27 protein-coding genes and 2 riboswitches are annotated in these 24,711 nt (G+C 39.6%); of the genes, 5 read left to right on the forward strand and 22 right to left on the reverse strand.

Annotated features, from left to right (window positions below):
* Positions 1–12: 12 nt before the first annotated feature.
* The 15 genes from purF to BA70_RS07590 all read right to left on the reverse strand — a co-directional run bounded on the left by purF (position 13) and on the right by BA70_RS07590 (position 13,735).
* A complete protein-coding gene (purF, locus tag BA70_RS07525) occupies positions 13–1,443 on the reverse strand; it encodes an amidophosphoribosyltransferase (protein ID WP_034320258.1) in 1,431 nt (476 codons plus the stop codon).
* Positions 1,419–3,650 (reverse strand): phosphoribosylformylglycinamidine synthase subunit PurL, encoded by a 2,232-nt coding sequence (gene purL / locus BA70_RS07530; protein ID WP_034320259.1) that lies wholly within the window; start codon positions 3,648–3,650, stop codon positions 1,419–1,421. The genes purF and purL overlap by 25 nt, the downstream gene beginning before the upstream one ends.
* Entirely contained in the window at positions 3,634–4,317 is a 684-nt protein-coding gene (purQ, locus tag BA70_RS07535; RefSeq protein WP_034320262.1) for a phosphoribosylformylglycinamidine synthase subunit PurQ, read from the reverse strand. The genes purL and purQ overlap by 17 nt, the downstream gene beginning before the upstream one ends.
* On the reverse strand, positions 4,314–4,568 hold the full coding sequence (gene purS, locus BA70_RS07540; RefSeq protein ID WP_008344293.1) for a phosphoribosylformylglycinamidine synthase subunit PurS: 255 nt from the start codon (positions 4,566–4,568) through the stop codon (positions 4,314–4,316). The genes purQ and purS overlap by 4 nt, the downstream gene beginning before the upstream one ends.
* Positions 4,561–5,283, reverse strand: a complete 723-nt coding sequence (purC, locus tag BA70_RS07545; RefSeq protein WP_034320264.1) for a phosphoribosylaminoimidazolesuccinocarboxamide synthase — start codon at positions 5,281–5,283, stop codon at positions 4,561–4,563. The genes purS and purC overlap by 8 nt, the downstream gene beginning before the upstream one ends.
* 72 nt (positions 5,284–5,355) lie before the next feature.
* Positions 5,356–6,651: an adenylosuccinate lyase gene (gene purB / locus BA70_RS07550; protein WP_034320266.1), complete on the reverse strand. Its 1,296-nt coding sequence runs from the start codon at positions 6,649–6,651 to the stop codon at positions 5,356–5,358.
* Positions 6,648–7,790, reverse strand: a complete 1,143-nt coding sequence (gene purK, locus BA70_RS07555) for a 5-(carboxyamino)imidazole ribonucleotide synthase (protein ID WP_034320268.1) — start codon at positions 7,788–7,790, stop codon at positions 6,648–6,650. The genes purB and purK overlap by 4 nt, the downstream gene beginning before the upstream one ends.
* Positions 7,783–8,271, reverse strand: a complete 489-nt coding sequence (gene purE, locus BA70_RS07560; protein WP_034320270.1) for a 5-(carboxyamino)imidazole ribonucleotide mutase — start codon at positions 8,269–8,271, stop codon at positions 7,783–7,785. Before purE ends, purK begins: the two co-directional genes overlap by 8 nt.
* A 172-nt stretch (positions 8,272–8,443) precedes the next feature.
* Positions 8,444–8,545, reverse strand: a riboswitch (purine riboswitch).
* Positions 8,546–8,624: 79 nt separating this feature from the next.
* Positions 8,625–8,825, reverse strand: a complete 201-nt coding sequence (locus tag BA70_RS07565; protein ID WP_034320271.1) for an NETI motif-containing protein — start codon at positions 8,823–8,825, stop codon at positions 8,625–8,627.
* Complete coding sequence (locus BA70_RS07570) at positions 8,822–9,376, reverse strand: DUF2179 domain-containing protein (RefSeq protein WP_034320274.1); 555 nt, start codon at positions 9,374–9,376, stop codon at positions 8,822–8,824. The genes BA70_RS07565 and BA70_RS07570 overlap by 4 nt, the downstream gene beginning before the upstream one ends.
* Before the next feature lie 203 nt (positions 9,377–9,579).
* Complete coding sequence (locus BA70_RS07575) at positions 9,580–10,371, reverse strand: hypothetical protein (RefSeq protein WP_034320276.1); 792 nt, start codon at positions 10,369–10,371, stop codon at positions 9,580–9,582.
* 217 nt (positions 10,372–10,588) lie between these two features.
* On the reverse strand, positions 10,589–10,771 hold the full coding sequence (locus BA70_RS07580) for a YezD family protein (RefSeq protein ID WP_034320279.1): 183 nt from the start codon (positions 10,769–10,771) through the stop codon (positions 10,589–10,591).
* Between the two features lie 18 nt (positions 10,772–10,789).
* Complete coding sequence (locus BA70_RS19940; protein ID WP_142392819.1) at positions 10,790–10,951, reverse strand: Fur-regulated basic protein FbpA; 162 nt, start codon at positions 10,949–10,951, stop codon at positions 10,790–10,792.
* Positions 10,952–11,158: 207 nt separating this feature from the next.
* Positions 11,159–12,484 (reverse strand): NCS2 family permease, encoded by a 1,326-nt coding sequence (locus BA70_RS07585; RefSeq protein ID WP_034320409.1) that lies wholly within the window; start codon positions 12,482–12,484, stop codon positions 11,159–11,161.
* Positions 12,485–12,628: 144 nt separating this feature from the next.
* A riboswitch (purine riboswitch) is annotated at positions 12,629–12,730 on the reverse strand.
* Positions 12,731–12,856: 126 nt separating this feature from the next.
* On the reverse strand, positions 12,857–13,735 hold the full coding sequence (locus BA70_RS07590; protein WP_034320281.1) for a LysR family transcriptional regulator: 879 nt from the start codon (positions 13,733–13,735) through the stop codon (positions 12,857–12,859).
* A gap of 100 nt (positions 13,736–13,835) precedes the next feature.
* On the opposite strand from BA70_RS07590, the gene BA70_RS07595 reads away from it, so the two are divergent.
* On the forward strand, positions 13,836–15,023 hold the full coding sequence (locus BA70_RS07595; RefSeq protein ID WP_034320283.1) for an MFS transporter: 1,188 nt from the start codon (positions 13,836–13,838) through the stop codon (positions 15,021–15,023).
* An 18-nt stretch (positions 15,024–15,041) separates the two neighbouring features.
* Here BA70_RS07595 and BA70_RS07600 read toward each other — a convergent pair whose 3' ends face one another.
* Together BA70_RS07600 and BA70_RS07605 are read right to left on the reverse strand one after the other, a co-directional pair.
* The gene (locus tag BA70_RS07600; RefSeq protein ID WP_034320285.1) at positions 15,042–16,487 is read right to left on the reverse strand and encodes a DUF4179 domain-containing protein; all 1,446 of its coding nucleotides are present in this window, start codon (positions 16,485–16,487) and stop codon (positions 15,042–15,044) included.
* Positions 16,456–17,001 carry a sigma-70 family RNA polymerase sigma factor gene (locus tag BA70_RS07605; RefSeq protein ID WP_034320287.1) on the reverse strand — a complete coding sequence of 182 codons (546 nt, stop codon included), beginning with the start codon at positions 16,999–17,001 and terminating at the stop codon, positions 16,456–16,458. Before BA70_RS07605 ends, BA70_RS07600 begins: the two co-directional genes overlap by 32 nt.
* 351 nt (positions 17,002–17,352) lie before the next feature.
* On the opposite strand from BA70_RS07605, the gene BA70_RS07615 reads away from it, so the two are divergent.
* From BA70_RS07615 to BA70_RS07630, 4 genes are all read left to right on the forward strand, one after another.
* Positions 17,353–17,913, forward strand: coding sequence for a GNAT family N-acetyltransferase (locus tag BA70_RS07615; protein ID WP_034320292.1), 561 nt, complete (start codon positions 17,353–17,355; stop codon positions 17,911–17,913).
* Positions 17,914–17,939: 26 nt separating this feature from the next.
* Entirely contained in the window at positions 17,940–18,392 is a 453-nt protein-coding gene (locus BA70_RS07620) for a LytTR family DNA-binding domain-containing protein (RefSeq protein WP_034320294.1), read from the forward strand.
* A gap of 5 nt (positions 18,393–18,397) precedes the next feature.
* The gene (locus tag BA70_RS07625) at positions 18,398–18,808 is read left to right on the forward strand and encodes a hypothetical protein (RefSeq protein WP_034320295.1); all 411 of its coding nucleotides are present in this window, start codon (positions 18,398–18,400) and stop codon (positions 18,806–18,808) included.
* A 95-nt stretch (positions 18,809–18,903) separates the two neighbouring features.
* Positions 18,904–19,629, forward strand: a complete 726-nt coding sequence (locus BA70_RS07630) for a CPBP family intramembrane glutamic endopeptidase (protein WP_034320298.1) — start codon at positions 18,904–18,906, stop codon at positions 19,627–19,629.
* Positions 19,630–20,837: 1,208 nt separating this feature from the next.
* On the opposite strand, the gene BA70_RS07635 is transcribed toward BA70_RS07630, so the two are convergent.
* The 5 genes from BA70_RS07635 to BA70_RS07665 all read right to left on the reverse strand — a co-directional run bounded on the left by BA70_RS07635 (position 20,838) and on the right by BA70_RS07665 (position 24,711).
* Positions 20,838–21,527: a M48 family metalloprotease gene (locus BA70_RS07635; protein ID WP_034320301.1), complete on the reverse strand. Its 690-nt coding sequence runs from the start codon at positions 21,525–21,527 to the stop codon at positions 20,838–20,840.
* Position 21,528: 1 nt separating this feature from the next.
* Complete coding sequence (locus BA70_RS07640; protein ID WP_051691122.1) at positions 21,529–22,023, reverse strand: stage II sporulation protein M; 495 nt, start codon at positions 22,021–22,023, stop codon at positions 21,529–21,531.
* Between the two features lie 543 nt (positions 22,024–22,566).
* Positions 22,567–22,851 (reverse strand): hypothetical protein, encoded by a 285-nt coding sequence (locus BA70_RS07650; RefSeq protein WP_034320306.1) that lies wholly within the window; start codon positions 22,849–22,851, stop codon positions 22,567–22,569.
* A 643-nt stretch (positions 22,852–23,494) separates the two neighbouring features.
* Positions 23,495–23,896 (reverse strand): hypothetical protein, encoded by a 402-nt coding sequence (locus tag BA70_RS07660; protein ID WP_239646638.1) that lies wholly within the window; start codon positions 23,894–23,896, stop codon positions 23,495–23,497.
* 2 nt (positions 23,897–23,898) lie between these two features.
* The gene (locus BA70_RS07665; RefSeq protein WP_034320312.1) at positions 23,899–24,711 is read right to left on the reverse strand and encodes a metallophosphoesterase; all 813 of its coding nucleotides are present in this window, start codon (positions 24,709–24,711) and stop codon (positions 23,899–23,901) included.

Here is a 24,711-nt window from a genome sequence, read left to right on the forward strand (position 1 = left end):
TCCATTATTCGATTATTTCGTCAGGACTGTTTCCTTCACATGCGGAAGGACAGTATCTTCATAAATTTCAGTCGGGTATTTTCCAGTAAAGCATGCTAAACACTGACCACACTGCGGATCATCATACTTTCTGCCAATCCCGTCCATTAAACCGTCTACAGATAAAAATGCAATGGAGTCTGCACCGATTTCCTGTCTAATTTCTTCAACTGAATGAGAAGAAGCAATCAGCTCTTCGTGTGTGGACGTATCAATTCCATAAAAACACGGATGAGCGATTGGCGGTGAACTAATGCGTACATGTACTTCTGTTGCACCCGCTTCTCTTAGCATCGTCACAATTCGGCGGCTCGTTGTTCCGCGTACGATGGAATCGTCCACCATGACAACACGCTTTCCTTCGACAACCCCGCGCACAGCAGACAGCTTCATACGTACGCCCTGCTCGCGCAATGCTTGGGACGGCTGAATAAATGTCCGGCCGACATATCGGTTTTTAATTAAACCAAGCTCATACGGAATGCCTGTTGCTTCGGCATATCCAATCGCTGCAGAAATACTAGAGTCTGGTACGCCTGTGACAACATCTGCTTCCACATGGGCTTCTTCTGCAAGCTTCTTGCCAAGATTCTTTCTCGCGCTATGCACGTTGATGCCATTGATGTTGCTGTCAGGTCTTGAGAAATAAATATATTCCATGCTGCACATGCTGCGGTTAATGCTCATAGAGAAGCGTTCAGATTTCAACCCTTCATCATTAATGATCAGCATTTCGCCAGGCTCCACATCTCGTAAATATGTTGCGCCGACGACATCAAATGCACATGTTTCAGAAGCGACAACATAAGCGTCCCCAAGCATACCAAGTGAAAGTGGACGTAAGCCGTTCGGATCAAGCGCCACAATCATTTCTGTTTCGGTCATAATTAAGAAAGCATATGCTCCTTTAAGCATAGACAGGGCGTTTTTGATTTGCTCTTTCAATTCAACATACCCGCTGCGCTTAATTAAGTGAGCCAGCACCTCTGTATCAGAGGATGTTTGGAAAATACTCCCTTGGTTCTCAAGCTGCTGCTTTAATTGCGTTGCATTCACTAAGTTCCCGTTATGAGCAAGGGCAAGACTGCCGTTATTTTGCGAGCGGAAGAAAAGGGGCTGCACATTTTCAAAGCCGCCTCCGCCTGCTGTCGCATAACGAACGTGTCCGATCGCTCCTCTTCCCTTTAAATCCTTTAGCTCACCGTTTTGAAAGACTTCCGTAATCAGTCCAAGGCCTTTGTGTGACGTCAGGTTTTCACCATCTGTTGCAATGATTCCCGCACCTTCCTGTCCTCGGTGCTGAAGGCTATGCAATCCGTAATATGTGATTTGAGGGGCTTCTTCGTGTCCCCAAACCCCAAAGACACCACACTCTTCGTTTAAGCCTCTGATTTCAGCAAGCATGGGATCGCTCCTTTCCATGCGCGTTCAAGCTCGTTGACCGCTGCATGAATCCATTGTTGTCCTTCTTGATTTTTGACGGTAAATACACCATCATTTGTGACCGTTCCGACTTCTTTTGCATCCTTTACAGCCGCAGTAAACGCTTCGCTGTGTTCTGGCTTAACGGTCACAACAAAACGTGACTGCGATTCACTGAATAATGAAGCTTGGCTGTTTAAATCGATTTGGATATCAGCACCAAGGCCGTCTGTTCCAAACGTACTCTCAGCAAGTGCCACACCAAGACCACCTTCAGATACATCATGCGCTGATTGAACAAGTCCGTTTTGAATCGCCGCTAGAAGAGCTTCCTGACGCGCAAGCTCGACAGTCAAATCAATTTCTGGTGCTTTTCCGTAGATGCGGCCTTCTGTCATCTTTTGAAGCTCACTGCCTGCGAATTCTTCCTTCGTCTCACCAATGACGAAAATCACGTCGCCTGCCTGCTGGAACGATTGAGTCGTAATATGAGCTGTATCTTCAATCAAACCAACCATCCCAATGACTGGTGTTGGGTAAATCGCTGTTCCATTTGATTCGTTATATAAAGAGACGTTACCACCGATCACCGGTGTGCTTAGCGTGCGGCATGCTTCGCTAATTCCGTCAGCAGACTTTTCAATTTGCCAAAAAATTTCTGGTTTCTCTGGGTTACCGAAGTTCAGGTTATCTGTCACTGCAAGAGGACGAGCGCCTGAGCAGACAATGTTACGTGCTGCTTCTGCGACGGCGATTTTCCCGCCAACCTCTGGATCAAGGTAGAGATAACGTGCGTTACAATCTGTTGTCATCGCTAGCGCTTTTTTCGTTCCACGGATTCTTAAAACACCCGCATCAGAGCCCGGTGCAACGACTGTATTTGTTCGTACCATGTAGTCGTATTGATCGTAAACCCATTCTTTACTTGCAATCGTTGGCTGCTGAAGGAGCTGCTTTAACGTATGTGCTGCATCTGTAATGTCAGGTGCTTCGACTTTTGTTTCTAAGAACTCACGATAGTATGCAGGCTCACTTGACGGCTTGTGATAAACCGGTGCTTCCTCTGCTAGTGCATCAACAGGAAGCTCACAAACCACTTCGCCTTGATGGAGTAAACGAAGCATTTTATCATCTGTCACATGACCGACTGATACAGCTTCTAGATCGTATTTTTCAAAAATATCAATGATTTCTTGTTCACGGCCTTTTTCAATGACCAAAAGCATTCTCTCTTGCGATTCAGACAGCATCATTTCGTATGCCGTCATGCCTGTTTCACGCTGCGGAATGAGATCTAGGTTCATCTCGATACCAGAACCTGCTTTACTGGCCATTTCCGCACTTGAGCTTGTTAAGCCAGCCGCTCCCATATCTTGAATGCCAACGAGCGCATCGTTTTTGATGACTTCAAGGCATGCTTCAAGTAATAGCTTTTCCATGAATGGGTCGCCCACTTGAACAGCTGAACGTTTTTCTTCTGATCCATCAGAAAATTCTTCAGAGGCAAATGTTGCACCGTGAATTCCGTCACGTCCCGTTTTGGCACCGACGTACATGACCGTATTGCCAACACCTTTGGCCTGCCCTTTTTTGATGTCCTCATGGTTGATTAATCCAACACACATCGCATTCACAAGCGGATTGCCTTCATAGCTTTGATCAAAATGAACTTCTCCGCCGACTGTAGGAATTCCGATACAGTTTCCATAGCCTGCGATCCCTGCCACTACTTCTTCAAACAAGTACTTCACGCGCGGTGAAGTCAGTTCACCAAAACGAAGAGAGTTTAGTACAGCAATTGGACGCGCACCCATGGAGAATACATCACGGATAATTCCGCCGACACCTGTTGCCGCTCCTTGATACGGTTCTATCGCAGATGGATGGTTATGTGATTCGATTTTAAATACAACCGCTTGGTTGTCTCCAATATCAACGATTCCAGCGCCTTCCCCAGGACCTTGAAGAACATGCTCTCCTTTTGTCGGGAATTTGCTTAAAACAGGCTTCGAGTTTTTATAACTGCAATGCTCTGACCACATCACAGAAAAAATGCCTGTTTCTGTGTAGTTTGGCAGCCTGCCAATAATGGATTCGATTAAAGCGAATTCTTCATCACTCAATCCCATTTGCTGATACAATTTCTCTTCTTTAATTTGCTTGTGACTTGGTTCAAGCAGTAGTGACATGAGTGTCCCTCCAATTTTTCACGATAGATTGAAACAATTTAAGTCCGTCGGCGCTGCCTAGTAATGAATCAACTGCGCGCTCAGGGTGCGGCATCATGCCGAGTACATTGCCCTCTTCATTCGTTACACCTGCAATTCGATTGACACTGCCGTTAATATCGTCTCCGTATGTGAAAGCGATTTGGCCTCGTTCAATGAGCTTCGCTAAAGTGTCCTCGTCACAGTAGAAGTTGCCTTCACCGTGCGCTACAGGAATCGTAATGGATTCGCCTTTTTGATAGCCGCTTGTAAATTGCGTTTCGTTGTTCTCTACAATGAGTTCAACTGGACGACAGATAAATTTCAGGTCTTTATTTCGTCTCATCGCACCCGGAAGAATGCCAAGCTCCTGAAGAATTTGGAACCCGTTACAAACACCAAGAACAGGTTTTCCTTCCTCAGCTGCTTTTTTAACCGCCGGCATGATGTTAGAGAAGCGAGCAATCGCACCACATCTTAAGTAATCCCCATAAGAGAAACCGCCTGGTACGAGTACACCGTCAAATCGGTCAAGACTTGTTTCGTCGTGCCATACATATTCAACTTGTTCACCTAGCTCATCTTGAATCGCATGGTACATATCGATATCACAGTTAGAGCCAGGCAAGACGATCACTGCAAACTTCACTGTGCGACAACCTCCTCCACCTCATAGCGGTAATCTTCAATCACCGTATTGGCAAGCAATTTTTCACACATTTCTTTGACCACTGTATCTAAATCACGTTCTGATTTCTCAATGACTAGCTCCATATATTTCCCGATACGGACATCCTTTACTTCCTGATAAGACATACTGTGCAAAGCGTGCTGCACGGCACTTCCTTGTGGATCAAGAACGCTCTCTTTTAAGCTGACAAAAATTTTCACTTTATACATGTTTATGGCCTCCAAGTCTTTTGAAAATTTCTTCGTATGCATTTGTTAAGCCGCCCAGGTTTCGTCTGAACACGTCTTTATCAAGCTTTTCGTTTGTGTCTTTGTCCCAAAGCCTGCACGTATCAGGTGAAATCTCATCAGCTAGCAAAATACGATTCTCGTGATCTATTCCGAATTCAAGCTTGAAATCAATTAAATTCACATGGCAATCTGAGAAGATTTGCTTCAATTCTTCATTCACTTGTCTTGTGATTTGTTTCATTTCCTCGACCTGCTCAGGTGTCGCTGCATGTAAAATGCGAATATGATCTTCTGTAATGAGCGGATCACCAAGTGCATCATCTTTGTAGTAAAACTCGATCAAAGGTGTGTCCAGTTTCGTTCCCTCTGGAATCCCAAGACGCTTTGACATACTGCCTGCCACCACGTTTCGCACAACGACTTCAAGCGGTACGATGTCTACCTTTTGAATGAGCTGTTCTGTTTCAGATAGGCGTTTCACAAAGTGATTGTTGATCGCTTTCTCATGTAGCATTTGAAAAATCAAGCTAGAAATTTCGTTATTCAGTCTGCCTTTGCCTTCAATTTCCGCTTTCTTTTCACCGTTAAATGCTGTAGCAGAGTCTTTATATTCGACATATAAAATATGCTCGTCATCGGTCTGATAGATTCTTTTCGCTTTGCCTTCGTAGAGAAGTTCTTGTTTCACAGTCATTCAGATTGGCCTCCTAATTTGAATGTTGGCAATTTTCAGGATTAGGCGCCTGACTAGCAGGCGGCCCATTTCTTACGCAAGACCTAGACGTTCGAAAATCATATCGACATTTTTCAAGTGATAGTTGTAATCGAAGCAGTCAGCGATTTGTTCAGGTGTTAAGCGTGAAGTGATTTTCTCTTCTGCTTCTACTAATGAACGGAATGGTACTTGTTTCTCCCAAGCTTCCATCGCCTTTGGCTGAACCGTGTCATATGCTTCTTCACGTGCCATGCCTGTATCAATGAGTGCAAGAAGAACACGCTGAGAATAGATCAAGCCAAGTGTGCGGTCCATATTGCGTTTCATATTTTCAGGGAACACCGTCAAGTTCTTCACAATGTTAGAGAAACGGTTCAGCATATAGTTCAGTGCAATCGTTGCATCTGGTAAAATGATGCGTTCAGCAGATGAATGAGAAATATCACGCTCATGCCAAAGCGGTACATTTTCATAAGCAGTCAGCATATAACCACGGATGACACGGGCAATCCCCGTCATATTTTCAGAACCAATTGGGTTTCGTTTATGAGGCATCGCTGATGATCCTTTTTGTCCTTTTGCAAAGAACTCTTCTACTTCACGTGTTTCACTCTTTTGAAGACCACGAATTTCAACAGCAAATTTCTCAATGCTTGTTGCCACTAAAGCAAGGGTTGCCATGTAATCTGCATGACGGTCACGCTGCAAGGTTTGGGTAGAAATTGGTGCAGCTTTGATGCCAAGTTTCTCACATACATATTGCTCAACAAACGGGTCGATGTTCGCATATGTGCCAACAGCACCAGAGATTTTGCCGAATTCGATGCCAGCTTTTGCTTGTTTAAAACGTTCTAAGTTACGCTTCATTTCTTCGTACCAAAGAGCAAGCTTCAAACCAAATGTTGTCGGTTCAGCGTGTACACCATGTGTACGGCCCATCATGACGGTATATTTGTGCTCTTTTGCTTTTTCTTTTAGTATGTCAACAAATCTCTCAATGTCCTTGAGCAAGATATCATTCGCCTGTTTTAATAGATATGAAAGCGCCGTATCCACTACGTCTGTAGAGGTTAACCCGTAATGAACCCACTTTCTTTCTTCTCCTAGAGATTCAGATACAGCACGCGTAAAGGCAACCACATCGTGGCGCGTGTCTTGTTCAATCTCTAAAATACGTCCAATATCAAAGCTTGCATTCTTGCGCATTGTCACAACGTCTTCTTTTGGAATAATGCCAAGTTCTGCCCAAGCTTCACAAGCGAGAATTTCTACTTCAAGCCATGCATTAAATTTGTTTTCTTCTGTCCAGATTGCTGACATTTCTGGTCGTGCGTAACGTTCGATCATTTCCCGTTTCCTCCATCTCTTTCAGTCCATATCTTTGTGATGTTTGTCATCCATTTATCATCGAGCTTTTTCATAAACGTCATATGCCCCATTTTGCGGCCGGCTTTTACTTCATGCTTTCCATATAGATAAAGCTTTGCTTCCTTTAAAAGCTCAGGATGCTCTTTTGGAATGTCCACTTCATCGCCTAATAAGTTCACCATCATGCCCTCTGATAAAAGGGCTGTACCACCTAGGGGCAAACCACATATCGCCCGAACGTGCTGTTCAAACTGACTCGTCTCACATAAGTCGAGCGTATAATGACCTGAATTATGCGGGCGTGGTGCCAGTTCATTGACGAGCAGCTTTCCTTCGTTTGTCAGGAACAGTTCTACAGCAAGTGTACCGACTAGTCCTAGCTTTTCAGCCAGTGTCGTTGCCAGTTCTTTTGCCTTCTCCTCAATGTGATCATCTACCCTTGCAGGCACAATGCTTTGGAATAAAATATTGTGCTTATGAATGTTCTCAGCGACTGGAAATACTGCAATTTCTCCATGAACAGACCGCGTGACGATGACCGATAGCTCCATTTGAAATGGGACCCAGCTTTCTAAAATACATGTTCCATGCGAGAGCAATGCGGCAGCTTCATGAAGCTGCTCTTTCTCTTTGATCACGTATTGTCCTTTTCCATCGTAACCACCCCTGCATGTTTTCAGCACGGCAGGCACCCCAAGCACATCCGCTGCGTCTTCTAGCTCCTTTTCATCATGAATGATGCGGTAAGGCGCTACTTCACAGCCTGCGTCTACAATCCCTTTTTTCTCGGTTTCACGGTTTTGAGTTAACAGAAGGAGTTCGCTTCCTTGCGGTAAATACGCCTCTTCCTTCAACTGATTAAGTGCATCATAATCAATATTTTCGAACTCATATGTCACCACATCGCTGATTTCCGCTAGCTGCCTTATCGCTTCAAGGTCACTATATGCGGCTGTGATTTCTGTATCAGCAACCTGTCCACATGGAGATTGTGTGACTGGGTCTAGGACAGCTGCCCGGTACCCCATTTGCTTTGCGCTAACCGCCATGTATCTGCCAAGCTGTCCTCCGCCGATAATACCGATGGTTGCGTTTGGAAAAATGGTCTGCTTAGCCAAGCTGATCACTGCTTTCTAGTACAGTCTGTTTCGTTTGCTCTCTTCTCTGTTCAAGACGAGCAGCGATTGTTTCATCAAATGCTGAGATCATTTGTGCGGCTAACAGGCCTGCATTTGTTGCACCGGCTTTGCCAATAGCCACTGTGGCAACTGGTACACCACCTGGCATTTGAACGATGGATAATAACGAATCCAGCCCATTTAGTGCTTTTGATTGAACGGGCACACCAATGACCGGCAGTGTCGTTTTTGCTGCGACCATCCCCGGTAAATGTGCTGCGCCTCCAGCACCGGCAATAATGACCTTTAGTCCTTTACCTCTTGCTTCAGTCGCATATTCAAACATCAAATCAGGTGTCCGATGTGCGGATACAACCTGTTTTTCATACGGAATGTCTAATTCCTCTAAGATATCGCACGCATTTTTCATTGTTTCCCAATCAGATGTACTTCCCATGATGACACCTACAAGCGGCTTCATTTTGTTCCCACCTTTAAGCTGATATTCGTTTTTGTATCGTTTGACACGCTCCCCAAACCTAAGTTAGCTTGTCAAACGCCGAACAAAAAGGCCCGATTTGCATTGCATTGTTAGGAAGCAACACAAACCGGGCCATGGTAAGCGCTGTTCGCTTTTTTAAAACGCCATGTCAGTTTTGTTCACTATCCTGCATAGTCCAGTCATTTACGGTAACTGGGTAGAAACTTATGGGCCATATTCCCAAGATTATATGAGGCTCGTGTTTTGATTTCATGTTTATCTTAACAACGGATGTTCATGATGTCAACGGATTTATCGAACAATCTATGAAGTCGTCGTTTTAATGTTCGTGTTTAGACTATTTTTCCTTCAAATACGATTTTTTTCCCAATCGGAATGATCTGAATCGACCCATTTTCCTTCTTTTCCTGAAAGATCGGCTCCTCCATTCGACGGACAGGCGAATAGCCTTCCTCAGCCATCTGGGCCAACACTTGGTCGATCGTCATGTCGTCTTCCACGTAGAATTTCTTCTTCTTTGGTTTTGCAGTCATTCTTTAATTCTCCTTTTCTTCACAGCCTTCACCCAGAAGCCGCCGTGAATCGATTTGGGCTCATATGAGATGATAAACGCCTTTGAATCAAGCGTTTTAATCGTTTCATATAATTGCAGTTCATATTTTCTCGGTGTTAAAATTTGCATTGCTGACCGGTCTCCTTCAAGACCGCCTGCTGCCCAAGTGGTGACACCATATCCTTTTTCCCTCAGTTGTCTTGGGAGATCAAGATCCAATTCTTTTGTAATCACGTTCACAGTAATGTAGCCAAGTGCCAGCTTCTCTTCAATTTTCATCCCGACAATGATCCCAATCCCATAACCTAGTGCATACGCAAGAACATTTTGTACCTGGTCTAAGTTATCTAGCACAATGCTTAACCCAATCACATAAATGAGCATTTCGACCGTACCAGCAAAAGCTGCTGCGTACCGTCTACCTTTCATTGTTAAAATCAATCGCATGGTGGAGAAAGAGACATAGACAATATTAATGACTAAAATGATTAAAACCATGGTGAACGCATTGGATAAAAGTTGTTGAAGCACGATTCGAACCCCCTGCACTAAAAATCAAATAAAGCACCCCATATTCTACTAGAGAACAAACCTTGATACAATCAAATTTGCGCGAGAAAAACACATATATCTTTCGACAACAAGGGTGGTCTTTGTTACCAAGAGTTTACCCGTTTTTTTCTCTTCTCAACATGAAAACCTCCTTTTTAGAAAAAGGAGGTTTTCAACGATATTTATCCAAACCGGACAGGAACAAGTGATGGAATCAAATACTCTCCAACAATGCTCCAGAGCAGTGCAATAATGACCAGCTCAACCAATAAAAATACCCAGCCAGCATACATCAAATCTCCGCGCATGGCTTCATGCTCTGAATGAATGGAACGAAAGAGCACCACTGCAATTAACTGGAGACCGAAAAACATCATCACGGATAACATAACAGTCACATATGGAATATTCAGCATGGCAAATACAAGCCAAAGGATGGATAAAACCAAAACCGGGACAAGTGCGGCACCAAACTTCATGATCACTTCTTTCAGCGATATGTTCCCTTTTAGCATGTACTTTCCAAGTACCCAAACCGTGAGCATCATCAATGTCAACAGAATGAGTGTAAAGACTGATACCTTCAAAAAGGCGTCACCAAAAGAATAATGAATGCCAAAGCCTAATAAACGGGTCTTAGACGCCTTTAATTGAACATAGTTCCCTAAAGCAAAAAACACGCTGAATAACACAATGGAAATCCAGGCGTACTTCATGCGTAATGTTTCCGCTTGATTTATGGCACGACTAGGTGATTTTAACATCGCAAGTCCATATGAGCCATAGCGCTTAAAAGCACCACCTACGCCTCTCAATATGCGCTGAAGGGCTGAACGCTCATCATCAGCCGCCTTTGAAGTTCTTCCTCGTTTTGCAGTGCTGCGGCTAAGACGGGATTGCCTTGTTTCTTGATCTATTGTTGGCTCGTCATTTTTCATTTCAGATGTGACCTGCTCTTGATCTTTCTCTAACATCTCATATCAACTCCTATCCAATCCTTACAGGCTCAGGTGAATGACCTGTTCGGATGACTCCTATTAAAGTAGCGGAGTCTCTCTATTCAGTCAAGATTCCTTGACCGTCATACGAATAGACGGATAAAAGACCGCAGAGGTTTTAACACGGTGAGAAAATAAGACAAAACAAAAAAGCTGATGGCTGCATCAGCTTTCATCATCTTATATGAGCTCGTCATGAGCGATAGTGACTCCGCTTTGTTTTCTGAACCCGGAGATTCTCCTGATGAGCAGGGAAACGGGTCTTTTCTGTCGTATCGACTTGTGTAATATGTCCATTATGAATGGTGATCACCACTGATCCATACTCAATCCCTTTTAAGGCAGATAAAATAAAATTCAGTTTTTGTTCATCCATCGCTCATCCCCCATCCCACTATTTTTGCTTTCGCTCTTTTACATAGAGAACCTCATTTTCCAGCTCATGAATCGTATAATGCATGAGCGCTTCCTGTTTTTCTTCATGCCCCGATAAAAGGAGCTTCTCAATCAATACCTGCTTTTTCCGCTCAATCACCTGCCTAAGCCAGCGTGACAAGACATCCCCTCCCCTTTTTCATGAATACAAGAAAAAAAGGCACTCTGAAACCTTCTATTGAAAAAAGGAAATCAAAGCGCCTTTGGTGATCCAATCAGCGAATTATGTCTTTTTATCATAAACACATAATTCCTATAAGTCAACTATGTTTTGATTTTTTTAACAAAAAAACAGCAGCTTCCATGAGCTGCTGTTTCAGATGTTCAATTAATGATTTAAGAAAGCAAAGTATAGAATAAAGATGACAAACAATCCGTACATAATTGGATGGACTTCTTTCGCTTTCCCTTTAAAAATCATTGTGATTGGATAGAAAATGAAACCAATCGCAATTCCTGTCGCAATGCTGTATGTCAGTGGCATCATAATCATCGTGAGGAAGGCTGGTACCGCAATTTCAAAACGATCCCATGCAATCTTCGCAAGTGGCGCTACCATCAGTGCACCGACAATAATCAAGGCTGGTGCTGTCACATTCGAAGTGACGACAGATAAAAGTGGCGAGAAGAACATCGCAAGCAAGAAGAAGATACCTGTCACGACCGCTGCAAAACCAGAACGAGCACCAGCTGCAACACCTGAGCTAGATTCAACATAAGACGTCGTTGTTGATGTTCCAAGAACAGAACCGACAACGATAGAAGAAGAATCCGCTAGCAGTGCTCTTCCTGCACGTGGCAGCTCATTATTTTTCATTAAACCAGCTTGTGTTGCTACAGCCACAAGTGTACCTGCTGTATCAAAGAAACCAACGAATAGGAACGTTAAAATGACGACAAGCATTTGGATCGAGAAAATCTCTGGCAAGTGAATCAACGCTTGACCAAAGGTTGGAGACAGACTTGGAATACTTCCTACAATTTGAGATGGTACTGGCACAAGACCAAAGATCATCCCTGCAATGGCTGTCACAAGCATCCCAATGAAGACACCTGCATTCACGCGAAGAACCATTAAAATGACGGTCACCACAATACCAAACACAGTTAACAGCACAGGGCCACTATGAATGTTCCCGATAGAAACGAGCGTATTGTCATTATTGGCGATAATGCCAGAGCCTTGCAGACCGACAAACGTAATGAACAAACCAATACCAGCACCAACCGCCAGCTTCAGCTCAGCCGGAATGGCATTGATGATTTTTTCACGGAAACCTGTTAAAGAAAGTGCAACGAAAATCAATCCTGAAACAAAAACACCTGAAAGTGCTGCCTGCCATGAGATTCCCATGCCAAGAACAACCGAGAAGGCGAAGAACGCATTCAGACCCATACCTGGTGCAATCGCAATCGGATACCTGGCGATCAATCCCATCAGGAAACACCCTGCCGCAGAGGCTAACGCTGTAGCTGTAAAGACAGCCCCCTGATCAATTCGTAATTTATCTGGAAAATCCGGTACTGCCACTAAAGCAAGTGTGATCGGATTGACAAACAAAATATAAGCCATCGACAAAAATGTCGTTAAACCGCCGATGATCTCTCTGCGATAATTCGTTCCTAATTCATCAAACTGAAAATACTGTTTCAAAGCCAACTGACTCCCTTCATGTCCTTTTGCTTTAGTCTGCCCCATTCACAAGTCAAATAAAAAACGCCCCAACAGTTTGGGACGCTTGACTACAATTGTGAATTCAGACTGTGACATCAAACAAGAACAATGCATGATTTATATCAAACGAGTGTGAATTGACGTAGTCAAGCCATTTACGGTAGCTCGGTAGAAACTTGCGGGCCATATCCCCGCGATTATACGACTTCTATCTATTTGATTTCTGTGTCTATTGTACCAACTTCATTTTTAAAACACAATACGAAAAGCGAACATTTTTCAAAAAAATGTCCGCTTCATTCGTCTTATTACACGAATTTGGAAAATCACATCTAGTTCTTTATACACCCATCACTGAATTCTTGTAAAAACCGTTTCAGCTACATCAAAAAATGCCTTCACAGCAGGAGAAGCTTGCGTGAGCGATGGACAGGCAAGCGCCACCTCACGATGATGCGATACATTCAGATGACTGATCTTCACAAGTTGCTGCGTTTTCAGGAATAACTCAGGACCTATCGTCACACCAAGTCCTTCCCCAACCATGCGGGCAATGGTCGTACAATCATGCACTTCAAATAAAATAGACGGCTTGATTTGCGCCTCTGAAAAAATATCCTCTACATGGGATTGATACATGCCAGTTGGCATAATAAATGGTTCATCTGCTAATTCTTCCATGTCTACAATTGGCTGCTGCTTAAAACGATGATTTTCGTGATAGGCGACCACCATTTTATCTTTCATAAGTGGCAATAGATCAAACGCTTCATCTGCTTTCCCTTTTACAACAAAACCAACATCAATAATGCCAGAATCGAGCCACTCCAATATTTCTTCATATGTCCCCTCATAGAATTTAAATTCAATCTTTGGATGCTTTTTCTGATAGCTCACAAGCAGCTTTGGCAATAAACAAGCGGATGCACTGGCAAATGTTCCAATTCGAATCAAGCCAGATTCAATATTCTTTGTGAGCGCAATTTCCTGCTGAATTTTCTCTACTCTATTTAGCACTTCTCTTATATGCGGAAGAAGGGTTTCGCCGATGTCTGTCAGCGTAATGCCCTTTTTTCGGTCACGCACGAATAAAGACACGCCCCACTCCGTCTCTAAACTTGCCACCGCATGACTCACGGCAGACTGTGTCATATTTAATGCTTCAGCTGCTGCTGTAAAACTGCCAAGCTCGACCACCTTAGCCATCGTCTCGAATCGAACAAAGCTCATGAGTATTCGCTCATCCCTTTCATGAAAAACATCAATTTTACTTATGTTAGCACGGAATTTAAACTAAAGACAACGTATCAACATGAAGGAAGGGTTCAAAATGAAAAACACATCTCATCAGCTATTGATTGTTCTTTTAGCTGTCGGTTCATTTGTCACAGGCACGTCAGAATTCGTCGTGTCAGGCACACTGGACATTATTTCTGACGATCTGCACATCTCAATCCCTGTTGCGGGTCAGCTCATCACCATCTATTCTCTTTTTTATGCCGTGGGTGCCCTCTTTTTAGTCATGGCCACATCGAAATTGAATCGAAAAAAGGTTCTTTTATCGGCTATTTCCATGTTTATAGCAGGTAATGTGCTTGCCTTTTTTAGCCATCACTTTATGCTGCTCATGCTTTCGCGGGTCATCATGGCCATGAGTGGCGGCTTATATATTGTGCTTGCAACGAATTATGCGGCGCAGATCGCACCGCCAGAAAAAAAGGGAAGTGCGATGGCAACGGTGATCACTGGGTTTACAGTTTCACTAGTACTCGGTGTACCGATTGGAACATTTTTAGCAGGATATGTAGATTGGCATGCCATTTTTCTCATCATTGCAATAGGAACCGCTTGTCTCTTGTTTCTTCTATATCGATTATTACCGCCTATGGAGGGACATTCCCATGTGCCATTCAAACAGCAAATTCAAATTCTTCAAGACCGTAGGGTGTTAAGTGGCTTAGCCACGACAGCGTTTTGGATTTTAGGCTACATGATGGTATTCGCTTATATCTCTCCATTATTACGACAGACTGCCGGTTTTTCTCTTGAAATGACAAGTATCGCATTACTCGTTTTAGGGGTTTCTGCTTTTATTGGCTCACGCTTTGGTGGATACGCTGTCGATCAATGGGGACCAAACCGAACCATCTCCATCAGCATCACGGTTCAGATGCTCATGCTCTTTGCGTTATCTTTTACACAATTTTCTGTAGTTGGCGTCTTCATCACGCTCGCCATTTGGGGCACCGCAACATGGACAACAACACCAGCGAAGCAATTTTATCTCATCTCCCTAAAACCGGAAACATCGGAAACCGTGCTGAGTTTTAATACAGCGATTATGAATATCGGCATGATGTTCGGCTCGTCAATGGGTGGTCTGATTATTCAATATACAAATGTAACGAATTTAAGTTGGATAGGCGGGTTAGCCAGTTTTGTTGCGTTGATGTTGATTCGGTACTCGTTCAATCGCAATCGACGGATGCATCAACAGATAAAAAGCGAACATGTGTAATCATGTTCGCTTTCTTATTTATCGATTAGCTTTTGATGTTTCTTTTTTGACTGGAATGGTTACCGTTATTTCTTTTTGCGGTGCCAACAGATTCAGATCTGACAAATTAAGATAAAGCCCATAATCCTTAAATGAAAAATGTTTTAACGATAGTTTGTCTAACTCTTTCACATCAAATTCAAAGGTGGATTGCATAGAAGCTGTCTTTAAATTGGTTACCTTCGCACCATTCCCCTTCAAGTAATATCCATTTTCGTAATTTGCTTCAGGGTCTGACCATGATTTCATTTTTTTAACATCGCCTAATCCGATCCCTTCCCCTGCATTCTTCATCACATCTTCATCTAATTCTTCTTGGCCTACTCCAGTAAATTGATAATCTACTGTCACAGAACGGCCTTTTTGCTCAATTTTATTGATCTTAATCCCAATTCCATAGTGCTTTGTTTTAAATTGAATAGGCAACTTTGTTTGGAGAGGTATGATTTTGCTTTCTTCATGTTCTACCCACAAACTAGTGAAAAATGTAAGTTTTGTCGCCTTTGGGTCGATTGGCTGATTTAAGATTGTCATATGATTTATTCTCGTTTTTTTGTTTGAAAGTTGTTTTTCCTCAAATCTTGTCCCAGTCTTCAGTCTGTATTCATTTCCTAAATTATCTCTCATTCTATCTATTAAAACCTCATCATCTTTTGCGACACCATTGTAATCAATCGCATATTGAATCACAGAGGAATTCACACCATTTTCCACCTCTATATCTCTCACCTGATAACGCCCATTTAAAATAGATACGTCTTTTTGCCCTGCTAATAAAGTGGTTTTTTGCTTAACCACAGGTAACTCAAAGCGCCAATTCCCTACAATATCTCCAATTTTTGAAATCACGAGTGGCGCTTTTTGGCCTTGTTTGATCGCCTGTCCATTTGTATAGAATTCCATTCGTCCAGCATATCGACCATCTTTTAATTTTTTCAACTCCGGACTATCTATATTAGGTTGGAAATTTTCATTGATCTGATCTGAATCAATATTGATTGGTATAAAATCTTCTTTTGTATGGAAATTCTCCACAGTAAACGTATAAACAAGCCGCCCGGCATCATAGTACACACTGTTTACTTTCACAGTAACCCCTCTTGATTCAGCCCCCTCATTGACATGCTTCACCAAATCACTCTGAAAAAGAGACATTCCTACTTTATCGTGAAACATCATATAAAACTGCCCAATAATCGGTACACGTGCCATCGCTGTATTAAGAGAAGGAAAAAGGAAGCCTGATGAAAAGTAAAGGACGATCAGTACGATGACAGAGTATATTGGCGTTCTCCAACTCCATTTGAACCAGTGTCTTTGCTTTTCTGCTTTTACATCTCCCATTGCTTGACGAATTGCAGAGGTCAATTCAACTTTTGGTACATCAATCTCTTCATAAAGCTTTTTCATTTCTTTTCGTTCCATCGACACTCTCCTCCTTCTCCAATGTTTGCTTTAATAACTTTCTTGCTCGATACAAATGAGTTTTAACCGTTCCTTCAGGCACACCCATCTGTTCAGAAATCATTGAAATCGAATAATCTTGAAAATAAAATAGCTGAATAACAATCTGGTATTGCTCATCTAACACATCAAGTGCATTTTTTAAATCGAGCTTGTCTTCCAAAAAATCATTTCGCTCAACGCTTTCATGATGCTGTTCAAACGGAACAACGTCTTGCTGCTTTTTCTTCATTGCAAAAATCGTATGAATCAAAATCCGCGTCACCCATGTAGAAAAATAAGCCGGTTCTTTTAATCCAGATAAATGTTTAAACGCTTTAATGACCGTCTCTTGAACGGCATCTAACGAATCCTCTTTACTTCTTGTGTAGAGAAAAGCCGTTTTATATAAACGCTCTTGATACATCAGCATTAATTTCTCAAATGCCGGGACATTCCCTTTTTGTGCTTTTTTAATTAGACGCACTTGCTTCATCTCATTCACACCTCCTACACCTGTTAGAGCAAGCTTTCTCTCAAACGGTTTCAACAAACGAAAATTTCTTTTCCTTACCATATGTCGGACAAAAATGGAAAAAGTGAAGAACGGTCCGCAAAGAACATGTTGAATATTTGATATAATGGTAGAAATATCTACAAAAAGGAGTATATCTCTTGTTTCTATTTGAAGAACCCGTGTGTGCTAGCTGTCAGAAAAAGATAGAAGGTAACGAAGAAGTGTACGTCAAGCTGGTCTCTCCAAAGAGACGAGGGATGACGGGGGTGAAGGCTTGGCTGAGGAATGAAGGGGTTTTTTATTGTAAGATATCGCATGGAGGATAACCAAATGAACAAAATTACCTTTCCACAATCATTTCCAACGATACATACTGAAAGATTGATCTTAAAACAAACAACGATCGAAGACGCTGAGGATATGCACATCTATTTATCCAATGAAACCGTGTGCCGCTACATGGGAATGGATGCTCATGATTCCATTGAAGACACAAAAGGAGAAATCAAGTGGTATGACGATATCTTCAAAGAACAAACAGGTATCCGGTGGGGCATTTCTTTAAAAGACAACCCTGCCATCATCGGCAGCTGCGGCTTTCTCAATCTAGAAAAACAGCACCGCCGTACGGAAATTGGTTATGAATTACACCACGATCATTGGAGAAAAGGCATCATGAGCGAAGCGATTGCTGCGGTGTTGCGATATGGTTTTCAGGAAATGAAACTCAATCGAATTGAAGCCATCATTGATCCAGCAAATACATCCTCTGTTCAATTGTTGGAGAACTTTGATTTTGTACGAGAGGGTTTATTGAGAGAGTATGATCTTGGTCAGAATGGGTTTGATGATGTGTTTATGTATTCGATTTTAAAGAGAGATTACGAATAAAACCCCAATGGACAGAGGAGAAACAAATGAAAACGGATATTCATTTCATCAAAAAGCCGCAAGCAGAATATGTTTCTTTTCACATTTATGAGCTAAATCCTACTATTGAAAAGCTAGTTCAACAAGTAGAGCAATCAGCACCCTATTTCCTAGCGCAAGAGCCCACGAAAGAAAGAGTGAAGAAGGTCTATTATCACGAGGTTTTATATATAGAAAGCGTCGATAAAAGATCGTTCTTGTATACGTCAGATGGGGTATTCCTCATAAAGGAAAAGTTATTTGAACTTGAAGAGTTGCTTGAAGCGCATGATTATGTCAGGATTTCTAAATCGATGATTCTGAATATTGATCAGATCGCCGCTATTTCTCCTAAAACGAGTGGCCGTTTTGAAGCAAGCCTTATGAATGAAGAAAAGGTGATGATTTCACGCTTTTATATTCAAAAATTAAAAGAGAAGCTTGGATTACGGAGGAAGTGAACAGGATGAGACGTTACATCATAAACCTTTTGATCACATTTTGTATAATCTTTACGACCCTCGTATTGATTTACTGTTTCACGTTTGGATCAATGCCCATCTACATTGTACAAGCGATCATTGCCAGTTCCTTTATTTCAAGTGCACTTACCTTTTTGTTGTACCCCAAACAAACGTACAGCCATAAACGGATTCTTTTTCAACAGATTATATATATCATCCTTGTGATGTGTATGATTATGACAACCATCATCATCGTCAGCGGTGAAATCAGTCTCCTTTCGTTCATCGTGAATTTACTTGTCGTTATGGCTTTATTCTTTTTGATCAAGTATCTATTGTATAAAAAAGATCAGGCTACCGCTGCGGAAATTAATGAGCTTTTACAGCAACGAAAAAAACGAACAACAACTTAATATGCATCTTAGGGCTAAAAATTGACATGTTAGGAAGATTTGATTGAGGCTTCTGCTTGATTACACTACTCTGAGATTAGAGGAGGAATCAAAACATGAAACCAATGACAATCATTCGAAAATCTGTGCTTCTACTGCTGTTTTCTTTAATCATTCCAACAAGTGCAGGTGTTTATATATCCATCAAAGAAGTGACCGATCCAATGAACATCTATATCATCAATGGCCTTGCGATGCTGGCTGGGTGTCTTTTACTTCTATTCATTATTCAAAAAAGCCGTTTTCACTTGAAAGAAATAGGTTTTCGAGGGTCTCTTGGTATGTGGGTCATTCCCATCCTTTTCATTGAGACCATCCCGTTTATTGCTGGATTAAACAAGGATCTATCCTTACCTTCCTTTACTGCACTTTGTTTCTTCATGGTGTTTGTCGGTATTTTTGAAGAAGGTATTTTTCGCGGCATCCTGTTCCGATATTTAAAACAAATCAATCTAAGCACTGCCATATGGGGATCCGCCGTATTATTCAGTCTTGGTCATGCTGCAAATCTATTAAGCGGAAAAAGCCTTACCTTAACAGTGGCACAAATCATATTCGCCTTTTTATTTGGACTCGTTGCAGCCGAAATCGTGGCACTCACTAACAGCCTGCAATGGGTGATCATATGGCACGCGGTGCATAATATCGTGGATCAAATGACAAATGGGCAAGCGCCTATGGCGATGCAAATGCTTTTGCTTTTGATTCAATGCGTCATTCTGCTGGTTCTTGCGCTGGAGTTGTGGAGAAGATTAAGAATGAAAAAAGTGTTCGATAGATAAGGAAAAGAGGAGAAAAGAAATGAAAAAGAACACATGGATAGAAGGCTGGTTTGAAAAATGCGAAGAACTTGAAATCAAGCCTTGGGAATGAGATTTCAAACAAAGTTATACCAGAAAATCAATAGAAAACACATCACTAATTAAGCTCATGTTAGAGTATAAATTGGGAGCAACTCAAAGAAACAGATTTCGATAAAAGCCTTATCATATTTATCAACTACTTTGGGGAACAGAGAATGATCAAAAGCTTATATCAAAGCGTTATTTAGACAGCTACAACTTGCTTCGTGGAGAAACCATGAATTCGTTTTGGACTACTTTAAAAAATAGTGTGATCAACTCATCTAATAGAAACACTTTATACGATGACATTAACATTAATCCAACCTCTTATAGATCAATGTCATCTATTAATTTCTTATGACAACTTCGAAAGATTTGAAATGATCAAAAATAACAATGAAGGGTTTAAAGCATTTACTTTTTCCACTCACTGCATTGGAAATTTCACCGATTTATCCCACCGAATGAATACTGGCCGATACTCTATATCACAAGATTATTTGAGCGAATACAAGGAAATCTTCGCTTTTTTCAGCTAAATGTAAGAAATTCAAAAGACGGTTTTCGCATGCCGTAGCACTTAGCAAATGTTCACGAAAAAATGCAACGTCGCCTTATACTTTCTATAATCCAAGCCGATGGAAAAAATCATCTTAGGTGAAGTAAATCAAGAGAATCTTGAATGTGAACGATTGCTGGTGGAAATCTCTGCAAGTCATGATGACACCTTCAAAGGAAATTTCATCGGGGCATTACTTTGATACAAAGGTCATATAGTAAGTCACAAGGTTCTTCTAAAAAATTTAACTTTATGCTAAGAGTTCATTCAAACAAAAATTCTGAATGGATGGTCAAAATATGTATCAATCGGAGTACTGTTCAGTATAGATGAGTCAATTCTTCATTTCATAAAAAAAGAACGCATGTATGCATAAGAAAGAAATAAACAAGCTTGAGGATTATGAGTGGGATATGTATTTTCAAGCAAAGTGGCTTGGGAGAGTGGACAAGCTAATTATACTAAAAGTCTAGAAAGAGGATAATAACAGCTGTCGCTATAATTAATTTATTTTCACAACGTAACAAAGGACGAACGAAGCTTTTTTCAAAAAGCCCCGTTCGTAATCAATTTTGATTAATGAAAATTAATTTTTATTTAAATAATCAATTCTACTAGAAACACTTGGATGAGTAGCAAGTGCATTAAAAGTTTTCTCTCTTAATTCATATATTCCACTTAGTTTTTGTAGAGTCGACATACCTGTTGATATACTTGTATTTACCGAAGCATAATAATCCGCACGCATTTCTTTAAGCCTTGTTCTATAGAAATGTAAAACAAATAAAAAAAGGTAAAATACCACAGCAAATATCAAATAAATCACAATATATTTCTTAACAAATCCTAAAGATGAAATGAAAGTTAATATAATAGGGTTAACATATATTACAGTAAAAAAAGAAATCATATTATTAATCTGGTCTCTATAAATTATATGTGCCTTTTCATGAAAAATAAGGAAATCCAACTCTTCATTTGTTAAATGTTTAAAAGACTTTTCACTAATAGCGTACACTGCCTCTTTATTTATCGGTAAATATATTGATAGACCTCCTTTAACAATAAGTGCATCTGTAATGTAAATATTTTTTTTTATTTTATTGCAATAGTAAATATTTTTTTTTGTCTTCTTGATATACCAAGCAACAACATAGGGAAAAACAAAATACATAACAATTATGTATAAATAACCATTAATCATTAAACTTAAAGGAATCATTTCTCTACTGACAAAACAAATTAAAGAATAAAACATCAAAAACAAATAAATCAAGTTACATCATTCCTTTAAGTATAATTGGGCTAATATAAGTCTCTATAACTGCTGCTATCAATATTAATAAAATGCCAACAAAGGATATAAAAATAAATTTCATCTTATTAGACATTACATCTTCGTATTTATTAAAAGCAACACTTCCTGCTATAATAAACGCCAACATTTCAAAAATCCCATGGGCAATTATGGATAGAAACATTAAAACATGAGTAAGGGCTGACAGTGCAAAAGCTAATATTACTGCATTATACATAAGAGTTATATAAGTTGGTATCCTATAAAGGAATAGCCCCAATATAATAACAAGAAATACTTTAAGGTTATTTGTTACTATGTAAAAAAAAATGTTTTTGTTCTGAAATTCTAGCACCTCTGTGCTATCCAAATTCACACCCACTGCATAAAAAATAAGCAAACTAACTAATAAGGTGCTTGCAAATAAAACAAAGGATTTTATGAAAGGGTTAATCGCTTTATACTTACCTCTCATAAAGCTAACTCCCCAAACTTATTTATTATTACTATAAATCCTACTATCACAAACGGTATTATGAATACTTTAGTATTTAGTAAATATTCGTATAACAAGAAGCATATGAGAAAGTATGACAAAATATTTGAAATCGGAATTGTTAATACAATTGGATTAAATTCAAACCACACAATTTTATCTAGTAAATTCCATATCGAAACAAAAGCGTATCCATATAAGACAAATAAAAACAAATATTTACTTATCAATTTATTGATTTGTTCATTTTTAAATATAAGTTTAAGAGCAACTTTAAAAATGAGATAAGTTAAGATTAAATACATTCCTATAGTAGTAATAGATAGGATAAATAAAATTATAATTAATAATACAGTAGGACGTTCTATATTGAGACTATATACAAAAGGAGTGATTGTTTCTATACCATGAATATACAAAGCTATTACATTTAATATACAGCTTCCAAAAATTAATATACATACCTGCAATTTTTTTAAAAAAAGATGGGAAGAAGATCTCCCATCTTTTCTATGAACTAGATCAGACACCGGCTGCTCCAGTTGCTGCAATGGCAGCTGCAACTGGCCAAGCTATAGTTACTCCTAAAGCGGTTAGTACATATGATTGGACTCCATATACCCCACTAATAGTAGTTAAGGCATTAGCAATACCAGGGCTGACTTTCACTCCGGCATTTTGGAGAATCATAATAACATCGGCAGAAACAAAAATACCGCCCATCATAAATATTGCAAGTAGAGCAAATCCACTCAGGCAGACCTTTCTTAAATTTAATTTTACATTAATTCCTTCAAATGTTAGCATTTAAATACCTCCCAAATTTATTACAATTAAAATTCTATTATATTTAAATACAAAATTCAACATTTTTTTATTTTTTTGTAAATGTTTTTCAGAAAATATATTGAAAGGAAGAATATAAATGTTTCTAAATTTATTTGATGACCCAAAATGTTATATTTGCCATAAAAAAATTCAAGGTAATGAAGAAGTCTATATAAGATTAGTTTATCCAAAGAGACGAGGGCAGACTGAAATAAAAGCATTCTTAAGAAATGAAGGTGTTTTCTATTGTAAAAAATGCTTTGTCTTCAACAATACCAAATAATTAAGGATTTAATTAAAACACTTCTCAATATATATTGAATAATATTAAATAAAATCATCTATATCCTTAGGAAATATTTATTTGAACTAAAAAAATTAAGGTGAAGCTTTGCAGCTCACCTTTTAAGTTTAATTTAAAATTATTTACTAGTATTAAAAAAACTTCTAGAGAAACAAGAATTTCTCTAGAAGTTTAGCTATCAGCATTTTAAGGCTCTTAAATTATAATTTACTCCCACTCAATCGTACTTCCATCTTTAAAATCATTGTATTTATTGGTCTCTATTAACACAAGTATGATATTGGTGGGGTATATGGTGGGTAAGATAGTAATAATCTTTTACCTAGCATTCAAAGAATTAATATAAACTAAATAGCAAGCAAAATCACCAAAACGTTTTCTATCATTTTCTATAGTTCCTAATTGATCAAACCAAGTAGTATTCCATCTCTGCTCTTTCATATATGAAGCGATTAATTTTAGACTTGCCATAAAATCATCATGTTGTCTCGTTCTTCTTTTATCTACCTCTCTTCGTTCAGTTGAATTTTGCAAACTCCAATTTGCTCTTGTATTCGCATAAATTATGGCATTACTTATCATTTCTCTCCAAAACTCTTTAAATTCTTTGTCATTTATATTTGCTGATTCGATAATCTGATTATATATATTAGAAGAATCCTCGAAAGTCAAACAATCATTGGCTTTTAAATAACCCTCATATGTATTCATATTCCCCATTCTCAAACTCTCCTCTTTGTTATTTGATATTCTACCCAAGAACCATCCATTCTCTTAGTATAGCTCGAATACGCACCCGTAAAAGTATCGTATTTTAATAAAGGCACTATTCCACTTCTTTCTGTTTCACCATCAATATAAAAATGACTGTACCCATCCCAAAATACTTTCCCTAAATACTTACTATCATTAGAAACATTAACTGTCGAAACATGTCCTGCAATGATATCTTTATAAAAAGCTCCTGTTTCCGCTGGATACTTCCAAGTGAATTCATCTGGTTGTGTAGCATACTTCCATAAAAATTGATCTTTTTCAAAAATACCTGCATGAACATAAATTTGGTTATCCGTTTCGTAAAATGGGTCTTGTTTTTCTTTATTAACAAGCCAATCTTGAAGTTTTGAATGGCGCTTTCTAATTTCCTTAATCATGTAATAGCTTACTTCAGAATAGGATTCACCGTTATTTTTTGTATTTTTAATTATATCCATAAATTCATCACGAGAAAAAAAACTCTTTACAGTAAGAAAATTCACTTCTTGAGAAAACCAATTCAATTTATCGTTTAAAGTAAACCAATCAATGAACATTTCTTCATGATTACCTAATAAAACTATAACTTGATTAGGATACTTCTCTTCTAATTCCTTTATATAATAAAGCACTCGACAACTATCTTTTCCTCTATCTATATAATCACCCAGAAAAATCAATTTATTGTCTTTGTTAGAATTTAAATCAACAAGACTTAATGTATCAAGCATTGAGTCATAGAACCCATGTATATCGCTAATAGAGTAAATCGTAGTCAT

The sequence above is a fragment of the Bacillus zhangzhouensis genome (assembly GCF_000715205.1).
GTDB lineage: Bacteria > Bacillota > Bacilli > Bacillales > Bacillaceae > Bacillus > Bacillus zhangzhouensis.